Source organism: Micromonospora sp. NPDC050495, assembly GCF_040655175.1.
Lineage (GTDB): Bacteria > Actinomycetota > Actinomycetes > Mycobacteriales > Micromonosporaceae > Micromonospora.
Genome location: NZ_JBFAJK010000027.1, coordinates 1 through 14,517 on the forward strand (window position 1 = coordinate 1; position 14,517 = coordinate 14,517).

Here is a 14,517-nt window from a genome sequence, read left to right on the forward strand (position 1 = left end):
GACCGTGCAGGTCTCCGCCTACCCGGACGCCTACGCCCAGTGGGAGCAGCAGGCCGCCGACATCGTCGCCCACCACTGGAACAGCTGACCACCAAGCGCCAGCCATCAAGCACCAAGCGCACACTGGCCGGCACCCGACAACGGGTGCCGGCCAGCGGCGTCTCCCCCAAGCCGAGCCCGACGGGCTGAGCGCGCAGAGCGGTCACCGCCAGCCGGCGAAGGCCCACCACGGGCCGAAGGGGTGAGGCCGCCTGCCGAACGACGGTCGAGCCCGACGGGCTGAGCGCGCAGAGCGGTCACCGCCGGCCGGCGAAGGCCCACCACGGGCCGAAGGGGTGAGGCCGCCTGCCGAACCGGCGGCCCAGCACAACCGCCTGAGCAAGCACAGCCGGTCACCGCCGGACGGCGAAGGCCCACGACGGGCTGGGGGCGAGGGTGACCGGCGCAGGGATCAAGCCTGACCGCCCGGAGCCGGTCACCCTCGCCCCCAGCCCCAAGCGCAACCAGCACGCAGCCGCAACCAGCAACAAGGCGCAACCAGCAACAAGGCGCAACCAGGAAACAAGGCGCGCAACCAGCGATCAGCCAGAGCTGGCCGGGTGCGGCGCCACCTGCCCCTGCCGGAGCCGCGCCGCGCACAGCTCGGCGAGCTTCGCGTACGCCGGGGCGCCGATCAGCGCGGTCAGCTCCGGGCCGTAGGAGATGTACATCGGCTCGGCGCCGACGTGCGCGTCGGTCGAGGAGGTGCACCACCAGTCCAGGTCGTGCCCGCCCGCGCCCCAGCCCCGCCGGTCGAACTCGGCGAGCGTGGAGATGAGCACCTTGGTGTTGTCGGGCCGCTTGTGCCAGTCCTGGTCCCGGCGGATCGGCAGCTGCCAGCAGACGTCCGGCTTGTATTCCAGCGGGTGCACCCCGTCCCGCAGCGCCTGGGCGTGCAGCGCGCAGCCGCCCCCGGCGGGGAAGTCGGCGTCGTTGAGGAAGACGCAGGGCGCGTCGACGTCCCGGGTGGCCGTGCGCCGGGCCGGGCTCTTCCCGTCGATCGTGTCGCTCTCGGTCCAGTTCTTGAAGCCGCGACGGAAGTGCTGCCAGGTCTGCGGGGTGAGCCGCTTGACCGCTGCCCGGACCCGCTTCTCGTCGTCGCCGTCGGTGAAGAACGCGCCGTGCGAGCAGCAGCCGTCGGCTGCCCGGCCGGCCACGATGCCGGGACAGCCCTTGCCGAAGATGCACGTCCAGCGGGAGAGCAGCCAGGTGAGGTCGGCTCGGACCACGTGTTTGGCGTCGGCCGGGTCGACGAACTCGATCCACTCCCGGGGGAAGTCCAGCCCCACCTCGCGGCTGCGCGGGTCGTCCGGGTCGTCCACCAGCACGTGAAGCTCGATCTGCCCTGTCACCCGGACCAGCGTACGCGCGGTGACCCTCGCCGGCCGGCGAGCCGACGAAACGTGTTGGCCCTAGGGTCGTCATCATGCGACTCGGTGTGCTCGACGTCGGTTCCAACACGGTGCACCTGCTGGTGGTCGACGCCCACCACGGCGCGCACCCCTGGCCGGCGCACTCGGAGAAGGTGGTGCTCCGGCTGGCCGAGCAGATCGGCCCGGACGGCGCGCTCACCGACGCGGGCGCGGAAGGGCTGGTCAAGGCCGTCGGGATGGCCCGGGCCGCCGCGGACGGGATGGCCACCGACGACCTGTTGGCCTTCGCGACCAGTGCGGTCCGGGAGGCCACCAACGCCGGCGAGGTGCTGGCCCGGGTCCGCGACGAGACCGGCGTACGCCTGGAGGTGCTCTCCGGTGCGGACGAGGCGCGGATGACCTTCCTGGCGGTGCGGCGGTGGTTCGGTTGGTCCGCCGGCCGGCTGCTGGTGCTGGACATCGGCGGCGGCTCGCTGGAGTTGGCCGCCGGCATCGACGAGGACCCGGACGTCGCGATCTCGCTGCCGCTCGGCGCCGGGCGGTTGAGCCGGGAGCGGCTGGCGGTCGACCCGGCCAGCGTGGTGCCGCCGGCCGCCGAGACCGTCGAGGAGCTGCGGGAGTACGTCGACGGCCGGCTCGACGGGGTGCTGGCCCAGCTCACCGAGGTGGGCTGGGAGCGACCGGTGGCGACCTCGAAGACGTTCCGGATGCTGGCCCGGCTGGCCGGCGCGGCGCCCTCCGGGGCCGGGCTGTGGGCGCGGCGCAGCCTCACCCGCACCGGGCTGCGGCAGGTGCTCGGCTTCATCCGGCACATCCCGCCGAGCCAGTTGCAGGAGCTGGAGGGGGTGAGTGCCGGACGGGCCCACCAGCTCCTCGCCGGGGCGGTGGTGGCCGAGGCGGTGCTGCGCCGGCTCGACGTGGAGAGCCTGGACATCTGCCCGTGGGCGCTGCGGGAAGGGGTCATCCTCCGCCGGCTGGATCAGCTCGCGCCGATGTGATCCGGGCGGGAGTCGTCGCCCGCTTTGCGGCTGCTCGTCCCGATGTCGGGCGACGGGGGCGGCTACCCTGAGGGGTGTGACTTCCCACGTCCCGGTGCTCCTGTCCAGTTCCTCGGTCTTCCCTGAGCGGACCGCGGCGGCGTTCCAGCTGGCCGCGGCGCTCGGCTACGACGGCGTCGAGGTGATGGTCTGGACCGACGTGGTGAGCCAGGACCCGGGTGCGCTGCGCGGGCTGGCCGACCACTACGGCGTCCCGGTCCTCTCGGTGCACGCGCCCTGCCTGCTGGTCACCCAGCGGGTGTGGAGCCCGGACCCGTGGGAGCGGCTGCGCAAGGCCGCCGAGCTGGCCGAGACGCTGGAGGCGCCGACCGTCGTGGTGCACCCGCCGTTCACCTGGCAGCGGGACTACGCGCGGAACTTCACCGAGGGCCTGGACGCCATCGCCGGGCAGTTCGGTGGCCTGCGGTTCGCGGTGGAGAACATGTTCCCGGTCCGGATGGCGGGCCGGCAGTTCGTGCCGTACGTCCCGGGCTGGGACCCGACCGACGCGGGCTACTCGTCGTACACGCTGGACCTGTCGCACTGCTCCGCCTCGCACACCGACGCCCTCGCGATGGCGGATCGGATGGGCGCCGGCCTGGCCCACGTGCACCTGGGTGACGGCACCGGTGAGGGGCGCGACCAGCACCTGGTGCCGGGCCGGGGCGCTCAGCCTTGCGCGGAGCTGCTCCGCTCGCTGGCCGGCCGGGGCTTCACCGGCTCGGTCGCCGTGGAGGTGACCACCCGGGGCGCGAAGAGCCGCGCCGTGCGCGAGGCCGACCTGCGCGAGGCGCTGGAGTTCGCCCGCGCCAACCTGACCGCCCCGTCCCCGGTCGACGCCTGAGCCGCCGGGGCGGCTCGCCGCCGCACCGGCGAGGGCGGCCTGGTCAGCTGACCGGGGTGAGGGTCTCCGCCGGCTGGGCGGGGGCCGGGACCTGCTCGCCGACCGCGGCGCGCTTGCGGGCCCGGTGCGCCGCCACGTGCGAGCGGGTGGCGCAGCGCTCCGAGCAGAACCGCCGGCAGCAGTTCGACGAGGTGTCGAGGTAGACGTTGCCGCACCGCTCGTCGGCGCAGACGCCGAACCGGGCGCTGCCGTACTCGCAGAGCCAGACGGAGAGGCCCCAGACCGCGCCGGCCAGGTATTCCGACGAGACCGAGGCGCCCCGGCTGGTCACGTGCATGTGCCAGTCGCTGGAGTCGTGGCCGGAGATGCGCGGCTGCACCGGGAACGCCTCCAGCAGCGCGTTCAGCTCGGTCACCGCGTCGCCGTCCCGGCCCGAGGTGCCGTATTCGAAGACGTCACGCAGGCGCTTCTGCGCCCGCCGGAAGATGGCCAGGTCCCGTTCCGCCACCTCGTCGCGCATCCAGGCGTTGTCGTCGGGAAAGATGGCCCGCAGGTCGTCGAGGTCGTCCAGACGGGCGTTGACGAGATCAACACCGGTCCGGGCGTACGCGTCGAAGTTCACGACACCAACGGTAGACGACTCACGGGGTGCGCGGCGCGTCGATGTAGTGGGGCAGGAACCGCGCGTAACCGTCCGTGATGAGGCTCTCGCTCTCGCGTATCCCGGCGCCGGCCGACTCGCCGTCGACGATCCAGCTGCCCAGCACCATCCGGCTGCCCGCGAATTCGGGCAGCGCGCGGAACTCCTGGTAGCAGAAGCCCTCGTCGCCGTAGCTGCCCGGGTTGATCAGCTCGGTGCCGCCGGTCACGATGCGGACCGAGGCGCCCTCCCGGCCGAGCAGCGGCTTGGCCACGTATTCCGACATTCCGCGCGGCGAGTCCAGGTACGCGGGCAGCAGCAGCTCGTGGCCCGGGTACAGCTCCCAGAGCACCGCCAGCAGCGCCTTGTTCGACAGCAGCAGCTTCCAGGCCGGCTCGATCCAGGTGGTCGGGGTGCCCGGCGCCAGCGCCGGCGGCCCGTACGGCTCGGCCAGCATCCACTCCCAGGGGTAGAGCTTGAAGCAGGTGGTGATCGGCCGGTCCGCGCCGTCGACGAAGCGCCGCCCGTCCCAACCGATCCGCTGGATCGGCATGAGCGTGGCGTCCAGCCCGGCCTGGCGGGCCGTCTCGGCCAGGTAGCCGGCGGTGATCTGGTCCTCGCCCGACTCCTCCTCGGCGGACCAGACCACGTGCACCCGGGGGTCGTGCAGGCCGGCGCCGATCTTCGCCCAGGCGCCGACCAGCCGCTCGTGCAGGCTGTTCCACTGGTCCGCCGCCGGTCGGGTGTGCTCCAGCCAGTACCACTGCACGATGCTCGCCTCGACCAGCGCGGTGGGGGTGTCGGCGTTGTACTCCAGCAGCTTCGGCGGCCAGCTGCCGTCGTACCAGAGGTCGAAGCGGCCGTACAGGCTGGGCGGTGCCTCGCGCAGCGAGCGGGCGACCGCCTCGGCGGCCCAGGCGGGGATGCCGAACTCGGCGTACCGGTGGCGGGCCACCACGTGCTCGGCGGCGGCCACCGACATCCGGTGCAGCTCCTCGGTGGCCTCCTCCAGCCGGAGCACCTCGTCCAGCTCGAACGCGTATGCGGCGGTCTCGTCCCAGTACGACATGATCCCGCCGTCGGGCAGCTCGGTGTCGACGTACACGAGGCCCTGGGCCCGGACGGTCGCGTCCCAGTCGGGGCGCGGATCACTCGCCTCGCGCCGCACGTCAGCCGCCGCAGGAGGCGAGGTGGGTGCCGAAGCCGCCCCGCTCGGGCAGCGGCCCGGCGACCGGCGCCGGCGTGTCCCGGGCGGCGGCGGGCGCGGCGACGCGCAGGGCGAGGGCCACCGTGTCGCCGCCACCCCCACCGGCCGGGCCGAGGGCGCAGTCGTCATCGTCGTCGTAGCCGTTGTTGCAGCCGGAGAGGGCGAGCGCCAGTGCGGTCAGCGCGCCGAGCTGCACGGTGGCCGACCGGAGCCGGCGGCGGGGGTGTCGATCCACATGATCGTTTGTAGCCGACCGCCGCCAGCCGACCGTAGCCGGACGGCCCGCCGGCGCCGGAACGGAGCGTGACGTTGCCCCGCCGCCCCCCGGCGCGGGCCCACCCCCGGGCGTTACGCTCGGCTCATGCTCCGTTCCGTCATCCTCGCCGCCTCCCGGTCATCCCAGGTGGAGCGGCTCGTCGCGACGGCCCCGTTCACCCGGGACGTCGTCCGCCGGTTCGTCGCCGGCGCCGGCACCGACGACGCGCTGCGCGCGACCCGCGTACTCGTCGACGACGGCCAGGCTGTGACCCTCGACTACCTGGGCGAGGACACCACCACTCCCGAGCAGGCGAACGCCACCCGGGACGAGTACCTCAAACTGCTGCGGCTGCTCGCCGCCGCCGAGCTCACCCCGGCCGCCGAGGTGAGCGTGAAGCTCTCCGCCCTCGGCCAGCTCTTCGACGAGCAGCTCGCGTACGACAACGCGCGGGCGATCTGCGCGGCGGCCGACGCGGCCGGCACCACGGTCACCCTCGACATGGAGGACCACACCACCACCGACTCGACCCTGGACGTCCTGGTCAAGCTGCGCAAGGACTACCCGTCGACCGGGGCGGTGCTCCAGGCGTACCTGCGGCGGACCGAGTCGGACTGCCGTGAGCTGTCCGGCGCCGGGTCCCGGGTGCGGTTGTGCAAGGGCGCGTACTCCGAGCCCGAGTCGGTGGCCTACCAGTCCGCCCGCGAGGTGGACAAGTCCTACGTGCGCTGCATGAACGTGCTGATGTCCGGGGACGGCTACCCGATGCTGGCCACCCACGACCCGCGGCTGATCGCCATCGGCGAGGACCGGGCCCGCTGGTTCGACCGCGACCCCGACCGGTTCGAGTTCCAGATGCTGTACGGCATCCGCCCCGAGGAGCAGCAGCGCCTGGTGGGCGAGGGCCACACGGTGCGCACCTACGTCCCCTACGGCGACCAGTGGTACGGCTACCTGATGCGCCGGTTGGCCGAGCGCCCGGCGAACCTGGTGTTCTTCGGCCGCGCCTTGGCGTCGAAGAAGTGAGTCACGCGTTCGACCAGGCCCGGGTGCAGAGCACCAGGCGGTAGCCGTCCGGGTCGGCGAACGTCATGCCCCAGCGGTCCCAGTACGGGCCGGCGGAGACCCTGGTCCCGCCGGCCCGTACCAGTCTGTCGGCCAGCTCGGGATCGGCCGGGCCGTCGAGGTAGAGCACGAACAGGTCCTCTTCGGTGGGGCGTGGGGTGACGGCGAGCTGGTCGCCGCCGACCAGCTCCAGGTGCCAGCCCGCCCCCGGCCAGCCCAGCATCACCAGGTCGTGCTCGCCCGGCCCGTCGCCGGCGCCCCGGTAGAGCACGTCCAGGCCGAGGCCGTCGGCCCAGAACCGCTCGGCGGCGGCGAGGTCGCGGCTCGGGCGGGCCAGGCGTACGTGGGTGTCTGCGGAGAGTGGCATGCGCAAGATCCTCCGACCTGCACCCGACTTGAGGTCAACTCTTGACCCGCAAAGCTAATAGTATTAGCTTTACGGCTATGACGATTAGCCAGGTGGCGCGGGACGGCGGCAGCATCGCGTACGAGGCGCACGGGGCCGGGCCCCTCGTGGTCCTCGCGCACGGCATGGGGGAGAACCGGGCCTCCTTCCGGCACCTGGTGCCCCGGCTGGTGGCGGCCGGCTACCGGGTGGCCTCGGTCGACGTGCGCGGGCACGGCGACTCCAGCCCGCACTGGCCCACGTACGCCCCGGCCGAGGTCGGCGGCGACCTGCTCGCCGTGGTCCGGGCCCTCGGTGGCGGCCCGGCCACCCTGGTCGGCAGCTCGTCCAGCGGCGCCGCGGTGGTCTTCGCCGCCGCCGACGCGCCGGACCTGGTCAGCGGCGTCGTGCAGGTCAGCCCGTTCGTCGCGCAGCCGAAGCCGAACCCGGCCATGCGGGTCGCGCAGGCGCTGGTGCTGCGCAGCCCGCGGCTGTTCGGGATGTTCCACCGCACGCTCTTTCCGTGCGGCCGGCCGGCCGACGACGCCGCGTACCGGAAGGAGATGGTCGCCCGGCTGCGCGGCCGGATGGCCGCGGTGCGCGGCGTGGTCGCGCCGGTCGAGCCGCACTGGACCGCGCGGGCCGCGGCGGTCCGCCAGCCGGTGCTGGTGCTGATGGGTACGAAGGACCCGGACTTCCCGGACCCGGGCGCCGAGGCGCGGGCCGCCCGGCGGCTCTTCGCCACCGCCGAGGCCCGCATGATCGCCGACTCGGGCCACTACCCGCACGCCGACCAGCCCGACGCCACCGCCGCGGACCTGGTCAAGTTCCTGGCGGTGACCACCGGTGCCTAGGGCCGGCCTGACCCCGCAGACGGTGGTCCGCGAGGCGGCCGTGCTCGCCGACGAGGTCGGGCACGACCGGCTCACCCTGGCCGCCCTCGCCGCCCGGCTCGGCGTGGCGCTGCCCAGCCTCTACAAGCACGTCAAGGGGATCGACGCGCTGCACCAGAAGCTGTCCGCGCTGGCCACCGCCGAGGTGGCCGCCGAGCTGACCAGAGCCGCCGCGGGCCGGGCCGGCGACGACGCGCTGCGCGCGGTCGCCGCCGCCTTCCGGTCGTACGCCCGCCGGCACCCCGGCCGCTACCCGGCCACCCAGCGGGCCCCCGACCCGGCGGACCCGGAGCACCTCGCCGCCGGCGAGCAGGCCGTCGGCGCCGTCTACGCGATCCTGCGCGGGTACGGCCTCAGCGGCGACGCCGCCGTGGACGCCACCCGGATGTTCCGGGCCGCGGTGCACGGCTTCGTCACCCTCGAGGCGGCCGGCGGGTTCGGGCTGCCGCGCGACGTCGATCGCTCCTTCGACCAGCTGGTGGCCGGCCTGGACACCGCGTACCGGAACTGGAGATCCTGATGAAGGTCGTGCTGATCGGGCTCATCTTCCTGCTCGAGCTGGCCCTGCTCGCGGCCGCCGCCACGTGGGGGTTCACGCTCGACGCCGGCTGGCCGCTCCGCCTGCTCGCCGGGCTCGGCGCGCCGCTGCTGATCGCCGTCGTGTGGGGCGCGTTCTGCTCGCCGAAGGCCACCGTCGTGCTGCCCGCGCCGGCCAAGCTCAGCGTGCAGGCCGCCTGCTTCGTCACCGGCGGGCTGCTCCTCGCGCTGGCCGGCCGGCCCGTGCCAGGGGCGCTGCTGGCCGCCCTCTGGGCGCTCGACAAGGCCCTCCTGCTGCATTCCGGCGAATCGGTGTAGCGCCCGTCCGCACACCGGCCGGTCCCGGCGGGCGCTCCCCGACGGGTACGGGGCACCGCCGGCGGCGCGCGGCGCGGGTTTCGGGACCGGGGTGTTGGTCGGGTTGCCGAGCGGAATGGTGCGGATGGTCGACTTCCGGGTCAGGTGGTTGGTGGGGTTGTCGGCGGAACGATGCGAATGGTGGCCGGCCTTCAGGGACGGTCATGGGTTGTGGTCGCCTACCGACGTGATGTGGCGAACGAATCACCGTTCCGGTCCGCCAACCCGGCCCGGTGCCAGGCGTCCCGACCGGCTTCTGTCCCGACGCTGTTCCCGCCGGCTGTCGGAGGCGCGGGGTGTGCGCGGCTGAGTCAGCCGCGCCATCAAATCGGTGGGCGGCGGAACAGGAGCCGCCGGGCGGCGCGGTTGGCCCGGGTGGACGACGCGCGGGTGGGCTCTGGTCGGAACGCCCGATTGGTCGTACCCTTCGCCGGTGACCGACGGTGACGAGCGGGCTTCCGACCCGGCGCTGAGCGGCGGCGAACCGCCTGCCGCGAGCGCCAGCGGTGGCGGGTCGCCGTTCCCTCCGCCGCCCCCGGCCGCCGTCCCGCACCCCGCTCCGCACCCCGCCGCGACGGCCGCCGCCGACGTGCCGTCCCCGACCGCTGCCGCTCCCGGGCCCCCGGCCGCCGAGGCCCGGTCGGCTGTGCCCGGGCCCGTCGTGCAAGAACCAGTCGTGCAAGAGCCGGTGGCGACCGAATCGGCTGGGCAAGGGCCGGTCGTGCAAGGGCCGGTCGTGCAAGGGCCGGCCGGGCAAGGGCCGGTCGTCGGTGGGGCCGGTGCGGGCGGGACGCGTCGCTGGCGGCGGGGCTGGGTGGCGGTCACGTTGGTGTTCGTGCTGGTGGCGGGCGGCGCGGCGGGCGTACTGCTGCCAGGGCTGGTGCGCGACGCGGCCGGGCGGCCGGCCGCGGCGGGTGACGACCCGGCCACGGCGGCCGCGCGGCGCCTCGGCGAGCGGATGGCCGGGCAGTTGGAGCGGCAGGCCACGGCGCTGCTCGGCGGTGACCGGAGCGGGTTCCTCGCGATCGCCGAGCCGGCCGCGCGTCCGGCGCTCACCCGGCGGTACGCCGGGCTGCGGGCGTTGCGGGTGACCGTCTGGCGGCCGGCGGCCGCGGGGCTGCCGACCGGCGACGACGGGCATCCGGGTCAGTGGCGACTGCCGGTCACTGTCGGCTACTGCTTCCTGGTGCCGTCGTGCCGCCCGGCCGCCGTGGAGTTCGGTACCCGCTGGCGGCTCGTCGGCGCGGAGCCCCGGCTGGTCGCCGTCGAGGAGTCGCGGGCGAAGCCGGCCGGCGCGCGCCCCTGGGAGCTCGGCGACCTGGCGGTGGCGGTGGGGAAGCGGGCCGTCGTGGCCACCACGCCCGCCCTGCGGGGCAAGCTGCCGGGGCTGCTCGCCGAGGCCGAGGCCGCCGCGGCGGTCGCCGACCTGTACGCGGTGACCGGCCGGCCCCCGGACCGCTATCTGGTCTTCTACGCCGGGCGGACCGAGTGGCAGCGCTGGTACGGCGGCGGGCGGCCGAAGTGGACGGCCGGCTACGCGGTCGGCGTCGGCGGTGGGCACCACGACGTGGTGCTCAACGCGGCGAGCCTCTCCCCAGGCGGAACCGGCGAGCTGCTCCGGCACGAGCTGACCCACGCCGCGTCGCTGCCCGACGGCGGCTACTCGGACCGGTCGAGCTGGTGGCTGGTCGAGGGCCTGGCCGAGTACGCGGGCTCGGACGGCCAGCCGGTGGGCCGGTACGAGGGCCTGGCCGAGGTGCGCCGGCTGGTCCACGGCGGGTGGAACGGGCGGCTGGACTCTCTCGCCCCCGCCGACGACGCGGCCGACGACCGGGTCGGCGGTGCCTACGGGGTCGGCTACCTGGCGGTGCGGCACCTGGTCGACCGGTACGGCGAGCAGCGGGTGCGGGACTTCTTCCGGGCGGTGGTGCACGAGCGGAAGCCGCTGGACGACGCGGCCGAGGCGATCCTCGGCGACTCCTGGCCCGCGCTGCACGACGACTGCGTCGGGTACGTCCGGGCGGTCGCCGGCTGACCCTGGCCTCGTGCTGCGGATACGGCTCGGGTCGACGGTCGTCGACGGGTCGTAGCATGGGCCGGGTGGCCCGCATCCACCCTCCGCGACTGCCCGCGGTCACCCGCCCCCGCCTGCTCACCGCCCTGCTCGCCGTCGTCGCGCTGACCGGCACCACCGCCGCCTCCTGTGGCGACGACGGCACCGCCGTGTCCGTCGCGCAGGTCGGTCGTGCCGAGGTGGCCGAGGTCATCGACGCCCCCGCCACGGTGGCCGCCCGCGCCGCCGCCACCCTCACCGCCCCGGCCGACGGCACGCTGGCCAGCCTGCGGGTCCGACCCGGGCAGCGGGTCACCCGTGGACAGGTGCTCGCCGTGATCGACTCGCCGGCCGCGCAGGACCGGCTCCGGCAGGCGCGGGCGGCGCTGCGCGCGGCCCAGCGGGCCGGCCGCGGCATCGGCGTCGGCGACCTGGGCGGCAGCCGGCGCGGCACCGACCGGGCGGCCGCCGACGCGTTCGACGCCGCCCGCCGGGCCGCCGGGCGGATCGGCGACCCGCAGGTGCGCTCCGCGCTGCTGCTCCAGGTCGAGTCCGCGCAGCGCCAGTACGAGTCGGCCGCCCGCGCCGCCGACCGGGCGGTCGCCGCGGTGCAGCGCGGCGTCGCCGGACTGAGCAGCGCCGTGGGCTCCCTCTCGGCCGCGCAGCGCCTCCAGGCCCAGCAGGCGTACGACCTGGCGAAGGCGACCGTCGACGCGCTGACCCTGCGCGCGCCGATCGGCGGGGTGGTGCAGCCGGGCGGGACGCGGGCCGGCCAGCCGACGGACCTCTCCGCGTTGCTGGGTGCGGCCGGCAGTGGGCTGCCCGGCGTCGACCCGGCCAGCCTGGGCGGGGCCTCCTCGGGCGGGCCGCCGCCGGGGGTCGACGACGCGGTGCCGCAGGGTGGACGGGTCAGCGCCGGCACCCCCGTACTGACCGTGGTGGACACCGGCCGGCTCAGCCTGCTCGCCGAGGTCGACGAGACGGACGTGCTGCTGGTCCGGGCCGGCCTGGCCGCCTCGGTGGAGCTGGACGCGGTGACCGGCGCGACCTACGACGCCACGGTCAGCTCGGTGGACGTGCTGCCCACCACCTCCGCCCGGGGCGGGGTCACCTACCGGGTGCGGCTCAGCCTCGGCGCCGGCCGGCTCGGCGAGGGGGAGGCCGCGCCGACCCCCCGTCCCGGCATGAACGCGGTCGTGCACCTGCGGGTCCGGGAGGCGGCGGACGCCGTGGCGGTGCCCGCCTCGGCGGTGTTCTCCGCCGACGGTCGGGACGCGGTGTGGGTGCTGCGCGACGGCCACGCCGACCGGGTGCCGGTCGTCGTCGGCGTGCAGGGGCAGGACCTGGTGCAGATCGTCAGCGGGGTGCGGGCCGGCGACCGGATCGTGGTACGCGGCGCCGACCAGGTTCGCGACGGCCAGGAGCTGAAGTGATCCCCGCGCCGCCTCGCGCCCGGCGGGACCGCCGGTGACCGGCGCCCTCCCCGCCGGCGTGCCGGCGATCGAGGCGGTCGACGTGTCCCGGACGTACGAGCTGGACGGGGTGTCGGTGCCGGCCCTGCGTGGGGTGTCGCTCACCATCGGCCCGGGCGAGTACGTGGCGGTGATCGGGCCGTCCGGGTCGGGCAAGTCGACGCTCATGCACCTGCTCGGCGGGCTGGACCGGCCGAGCGGCGGCCGGCTGGTGATCGGTGGCCGGGACGTGACCACCCTCTCCGCGCCCGAGCTGGCGACGCTGCGCAACCGCACCATCGGCTTCGTCTTCCAGGCGTTCCACCTGCTGCCCCGGACGTCCGCCGTGGACAACGTGGCGCTGCCCCTGGTCTACCGGGGCATCGGGGCCCGGCAGCGGCGGGACCGGGCCGCGGCGATGCTCGGCCGGGTCGGGCTCGGGCACCGGCTGGACCACCGGCCCAACCAGCTCTCCGGCGGCGAGCAGCAGCGGGTGGCCATCGCCCGGGCCCTGGTCACCGACCCGGCGGTGCTGCTCGCCGACGAGCCCACCGGCAACCTGGACACCGGCACCGGCGAGGCGGTGCTGGAGCTGCTCGAACAGCTGAACGCCGAGTCCGGCGTGGCGTTGGTGATGGTGACCCACGACCAGGAGGTGGCCGCCCGGGCCCGCCGCCGGATCGCGATGCGGGACGGCCTGATCCGCTCGGACACCTTTCATGATCGACCGCTGTCGGGTGGCGACGGTGGACCTGCGACACTGGACGCCGCTCCCAGCGCGGAGCCCCGGTCCGCGTCCGGAAGCGGTCCGGGGCACCCGTCCGGTGGCTCCGGTGGCGCCGCCGGAGCCACCGGACGCCTTCCGCGTACGAGCGGCGGGCCGGCGCGCGCGCACGGGCCGCGACCCGACGCGGAGACCGCCTCGGGAGGTGCCGGGTGAGGCTCGCCGAGGCCTGGCGGGTGGCGCTGGACGCGCTGCGGGCCAACCGGATGCGCAGCCTGCTGACCATGCTCGGGGTGATCATCGGGGTCGCCTCGGTGGTGGTGCTGGTGGCCATCGGCACCGGCACCAAGCAGCAGGTCGAGCGGCAGGTCGAGGGGTTGGGTTCGAACCTGCTGCTGGTCGTCCCGGGGCGGATCGACGTCGGCACCGCCCCGGTGGTCTCGCCGCTGGACCTCAAGGACGTCGACGCGGTCTCCCGGGTGGTCGGCGACCCGGGCCGGGTGGCGGTCACCGTGGCGTCCGGGGCGACCGCCCGGGCCGGCACCCGCTCCGACTTCACCACCGTGCAGGGCGTCCTGGAGACCACGCCGCAGGTGTTCACCCGTTCGCTGGCCCGCGGCCGCTACCTCACCGGGGCGGACGTGGACACCAGCCGCCGGGTCGCGGTGCTCGGCGCGTCCGTGGCGCGGGCGCTCTTCCCCGACCGGGACCCGCTCGGCCAGCAGGTCGCCCTGGCCGGGGTGCGGTTCCGGGTGATCGGGGTGTTCACCCCGCTCGGGCAGAGCCTGGGCGTGGACCGGGACGACGAGGTGCACATCCCGGTGACCGCGGCGCAGCGGCTCTGGGGCACCCAGCGGATCGACGGGATCGCGGTGAAGGCCCCCGACCGGGAGCGCATCGACCAGCTCGGCGAGCGGATCGTCGCCGAGTTGTCCCGCCGGCACCCGGACACCGAGTTCAGCGCGGTCACCCAGCAGCAGATCCTCGGTGTGCTCGGCGACATCCTCGGCGTACTGACCGGGGTGCTGGCCGCCATCGCGGGGATCTCGTTGCTGGTCGGTGGCGTCGGCGTCTCCAACATCATGCTGGTCTCGGTCCGCGAACGGACGCGGGAGATCGGCCTGCGCAAGGCGGTCGGCGCCCGGCCCCGGGACATCGGGGTGCAGTTCCTGCTGGAGGCGGTGCTGCTCACCTCGATCGGCGGGCTGGCCGGGATGGCGCTCGGGGTCGGTACGGCGCTGCTGGTCGAGGCGGTCTCGCCGATCCCCGCCGCGATCACCTGGTGGTCGCTGGCGCTGGCGTTCGGGGTGTCGGCGGCGGTGGGCATCGTGTTCGGCGTGGTGCCCGCCCAGCGCGCCGGGCGACTCGACCCGGTGGTGGCGCTGCGCGCCGAGTGAGCGCCGGCGCGGCTCCGCCGCTCCGGCCGGCGGCGCCCGGCCCGTTCCGCCGGCACCGCCCCGCCGCTCCGGCCGGCGGGGCAGGCTCCGGTCAACGGGACGGGTCGCCCGTCCGGGGAGAAAACGCCAGGTCAATGCGGGTGAAACGGCAGATGTCCCATGATCATTCACAGGAAGGGATCGCGCCGGTCACAGCCGCCCCGCTACCGTACTGGTAACACGCGCGTTGCCCGTCGTGGCGGAACCAGCCTGCCCGATG

The 14,517-nt window shown here is 75.1% G+C and carries 15 protein-coding genes; 10 read left to right on the top strand and 5 right to left on the bottom strand.

Translation table 11 applies throughout. From position 1 onward, the window contains the following. Positions 1 to 581: 581 nt before the first annotated feature. Positions 582 to 1,391, bottom strand: a complete 810-nt coding sequence (locus AB0I11_RS23010; protein ID WP_357324006.1) for a hypothetical protein — start codon at positions 1,389 to 1,391, stop codon at positions 582 to 584. Between the two features lie 74 nt (positions 1,392 to 1,465). Between AB0I11_RS23010 and AB0I11_RS23015 the strand changes: the two genes are divergently transcribed. Together AB0I11_RS23015 and AB0I11_RS23020 are read left to right on the top strand one after the other, a co-directional pair. After that, positions 1,466 to 2,410: a Ppx/GppA phosphatase family protein gene (locus tag AB0I11_RS23015; protein ID WP_357324009.1), complete on the top strand. Its 945-nt coding sequence runs from the start codon at positions 1,466 to 1,468 to the stop codon at positions 2,408 to 2,410. 76 nt (positions 2,411 to 2,486) lie between these two features. After that, positions 2,487 to 3,293 carry a sugar phosphate isomerase/epimerase gene (locus AB0I11_RS23020; RefSeq protein ID WP_357324012.1) on the top strand — a complete coding sequence of 269 codons (807 nt, stop codon included), beginning with the start codon at positions 2,487 to 2,489 and terminating at the stop codon, positions 3,291 to 3,293. A gap of 43 nt (positions 3,294 to 3,336) precedes the next feature. Here the strand turns inward: AB0I11_RS23020 and AB0I11_RS23025 are convergent, their stop codons facing one another. From AB0I11_RS23025 to AB0I11_RS23035, 3 genes are read right to left on the bottom strand one after another with little or no spacing between them, the layout of a single operon-like run. Further along, positions 3,337 to 3,915: a CGNR zinc finger domain-containing protein gene (locus AB0I11_RS23025; RefSeq protein ID WP_357324015.1), complete on the bottom strand. Its 579-nt coding sequence runs from the start codon at positions 3,913 to 3,915 to the stop codon at positions 3,337 to 3,339. Between the two features lie 19 nt (positions 3,916 to 3,934). Further along, positions 3,935 to 5,101 carry a glutathionylspermidine synthase family protein gene (locus AB0I11_RS23030; protein ID WP_357324017.1) on the bottom strand — a complete coding sequence of 389 codons (1,167 nt, stop codon included), beginning with the start codon at positions 5,099 to 5,101 and terminating at the stop codon, positions 3,935 to 3,937. 1 nt (position 5,102) lies between these two features. After that, positions 5,103 to 5,375, bottom strand: a complete 273-nt coding sequence (locus AB0I11_RS23035; RefSeq protein WP_357324020.1) for a hypothetical protein — start codon at positions 5,373 to 5,375, stop codon at positions 5,103 to 5,105. A 126-nt stretch (positions 5,376 to 5,501) separates the two neighbouring features. On the opposite strand from AB0I11_RS23035, the gene AB0I11_RS23040 reads away from it, so the two are divergent. After that, entirely contained in the window at positions 5,502 to 6,422 is a 921-nt protein-coding gene (locus AB0I11_RS23040; RefSeq protein WP_357324022.1) for a proline dehydrogenase family protein, read from the top strand. A gap of 1 nt (position 6,423) precedes the next feature. Here AB0I11_RS23040 and AB0I11_RS23045 read toward each other — a convergent pair whose 3' ends face one another. Then, on the bottom strand, positions 6,424 to 6,828 hold the full coding sequence (locus AB0I11_RS23045; protein ID WP_357324024.1) for a VOC family protein: 405 nt from the start codon (positions 6,826 to 6,828) through the stop codon (positions 6,424 to 6,426). Between the two features lie 77 nt (positions 6,829 to 6,905). On the opposite strand from AB0I11_RS23045, the gene AB0I11_RS23050 reads away from it, so the two are divergent. The 7 genes from AB0I11_RS23050 (at position 6,906) to AB0I11_RS23080 (ending at position 14,258) form a co-directional block, all read left to right on the top strand. After that, on the top strand, positions 6,906 to 7,700 hold the full coding sequence (locus tag AB0I11_RS23050; RefSeq protein WP_357324026.1) for an alpha/beta hydrolase: 795 nt from the start codon (positions 6,906 to 6,908) through the stop codon (positions 7,698 to 7,700). Beyond that, a complete protein-coding gene (locus AB0I11_RS23055) occupies positions 7,693 to 8,259 on the top strand; it encodes a TetR-like C-terminal domain-containing protein (protein WP_357324029.1) in 567 nt (188 codons plus the stop codon). Before AB0I11_RS23050 ends, AB0I11_RS23055 begins: the two co-directional genes overlap by 8 nt. Beyond that, a complete protein-coding gene (locus tag AB0I11_RS23060) occupies positions 8,259 to 8,594 on the top strand; it encodes a YrdB family protein (protein WP_357324032.1) in 336 nt (111 codons plus the stop codon). Before AB0I11_RS23055 ends, AB0I11_RS23060 begins: the two co-directional genes overlap by 1 nt. Positions 8,595 to 9,447: 853 nt before the next feature. Further along, positions 9,448 to 10,668: a hypothetical protein gene (locus AB0I11_RS23065; protein ID WP_357324035.1), complete on the top strand. Its 1,221-nt coding sequence runs from the start codon at positions 9,448 to 9,450 to the stop codon at positions 10,666 to 10,668. A gap of 56 nt (positions 10,669 to 10,724) precedes the next feature. Next, positions 10,725 to 12,119, top strand: coding sequence for an HlyD family efflux transporter periplasmic adaptor subunit (locus tag AB0I11_RS23070; RefSeq protein WP_357324038.1), 1,395 nt, complete (start codon positions 10,725 to 10,727; stop codon positions 12,117 to 12,119). 34 nt (positions 12,120 to 12,153) lie between these two features. Next, positions 12,154 to 13,077, top strand: coding sequence for an ABC transporter ATP-binding protein (locus tag AB0I11_RS23075; protein WP_357324041.1), 924 nt, complete (start codon positions 12,154 to 12,156; stop codon positions 13,075 to 13,077). Further along, positions 13,074 to 14,258, top strand: coding sequence for an ABC transporter permease (locus tag AB0I11_RS23080; RefSeq protein WP_357324042.1), 1,185 nt, complete (start codon positions 13,074 to 13,076; stop codon positions 14,256 to 14,258). Before AB0I11_RS23075 ends, AB0I11_RS23080 begins: the two co-directional genes overlap by 4 nt. Positions 14,259 to 14,517: the final 259 nt, after the last annotated feature.

What these genes read in the sequence shown, in the direction of transcription:
- AB0I11_RS23040 (WP_357324022.1), top strand. Translation starts at nt 5,502, where the DNA reads ATGCTCCGTTCCGTCATCCTCGCCGCCTCCCGGTCATCCCAGGTGGAG.
- AB0I11_RS23015 (WP_357324009.1), top strand. Translation starts at nt 1,466, where the DNA reads ATGCGACTCGGTGTGCTCGACGTCGGTTCCAACACGGTGCACCTGCTG.
- AB0I11_RS23070 (WP_357324038.1), top strand. Translation starts at nt 10,725, where the DNA reads ATGGGCCGGGTGGCCCGCATCCACCCTCCGCGACTGCCCGCGGTCACC.
- AB0I11_RS23045 (WP_357324024.1), bottom strand. Translation starts at nt 6,828, where the DNA reads ATGCCACTCTCCGCAGACACCCACGTACGCCTGGCCCGCCCGAGCCGC.
- AB0I11_RS23050 (WP_357324026.1), top strand. Translation starts at nt 6,906, where the DNA reads ATGACGATTAGCCAGGTGGCGCGGGACGGCGGCAGCATCGCGTACGAG.
- AB0I11_RS23060 (WP_357324032.1), top strand. Translation starts at nt 8,259, where the DNA reads ATGAAGGTCGTGCTGATCGGGCTCATCTTCCTGCTCGAGCTGGCCCTG.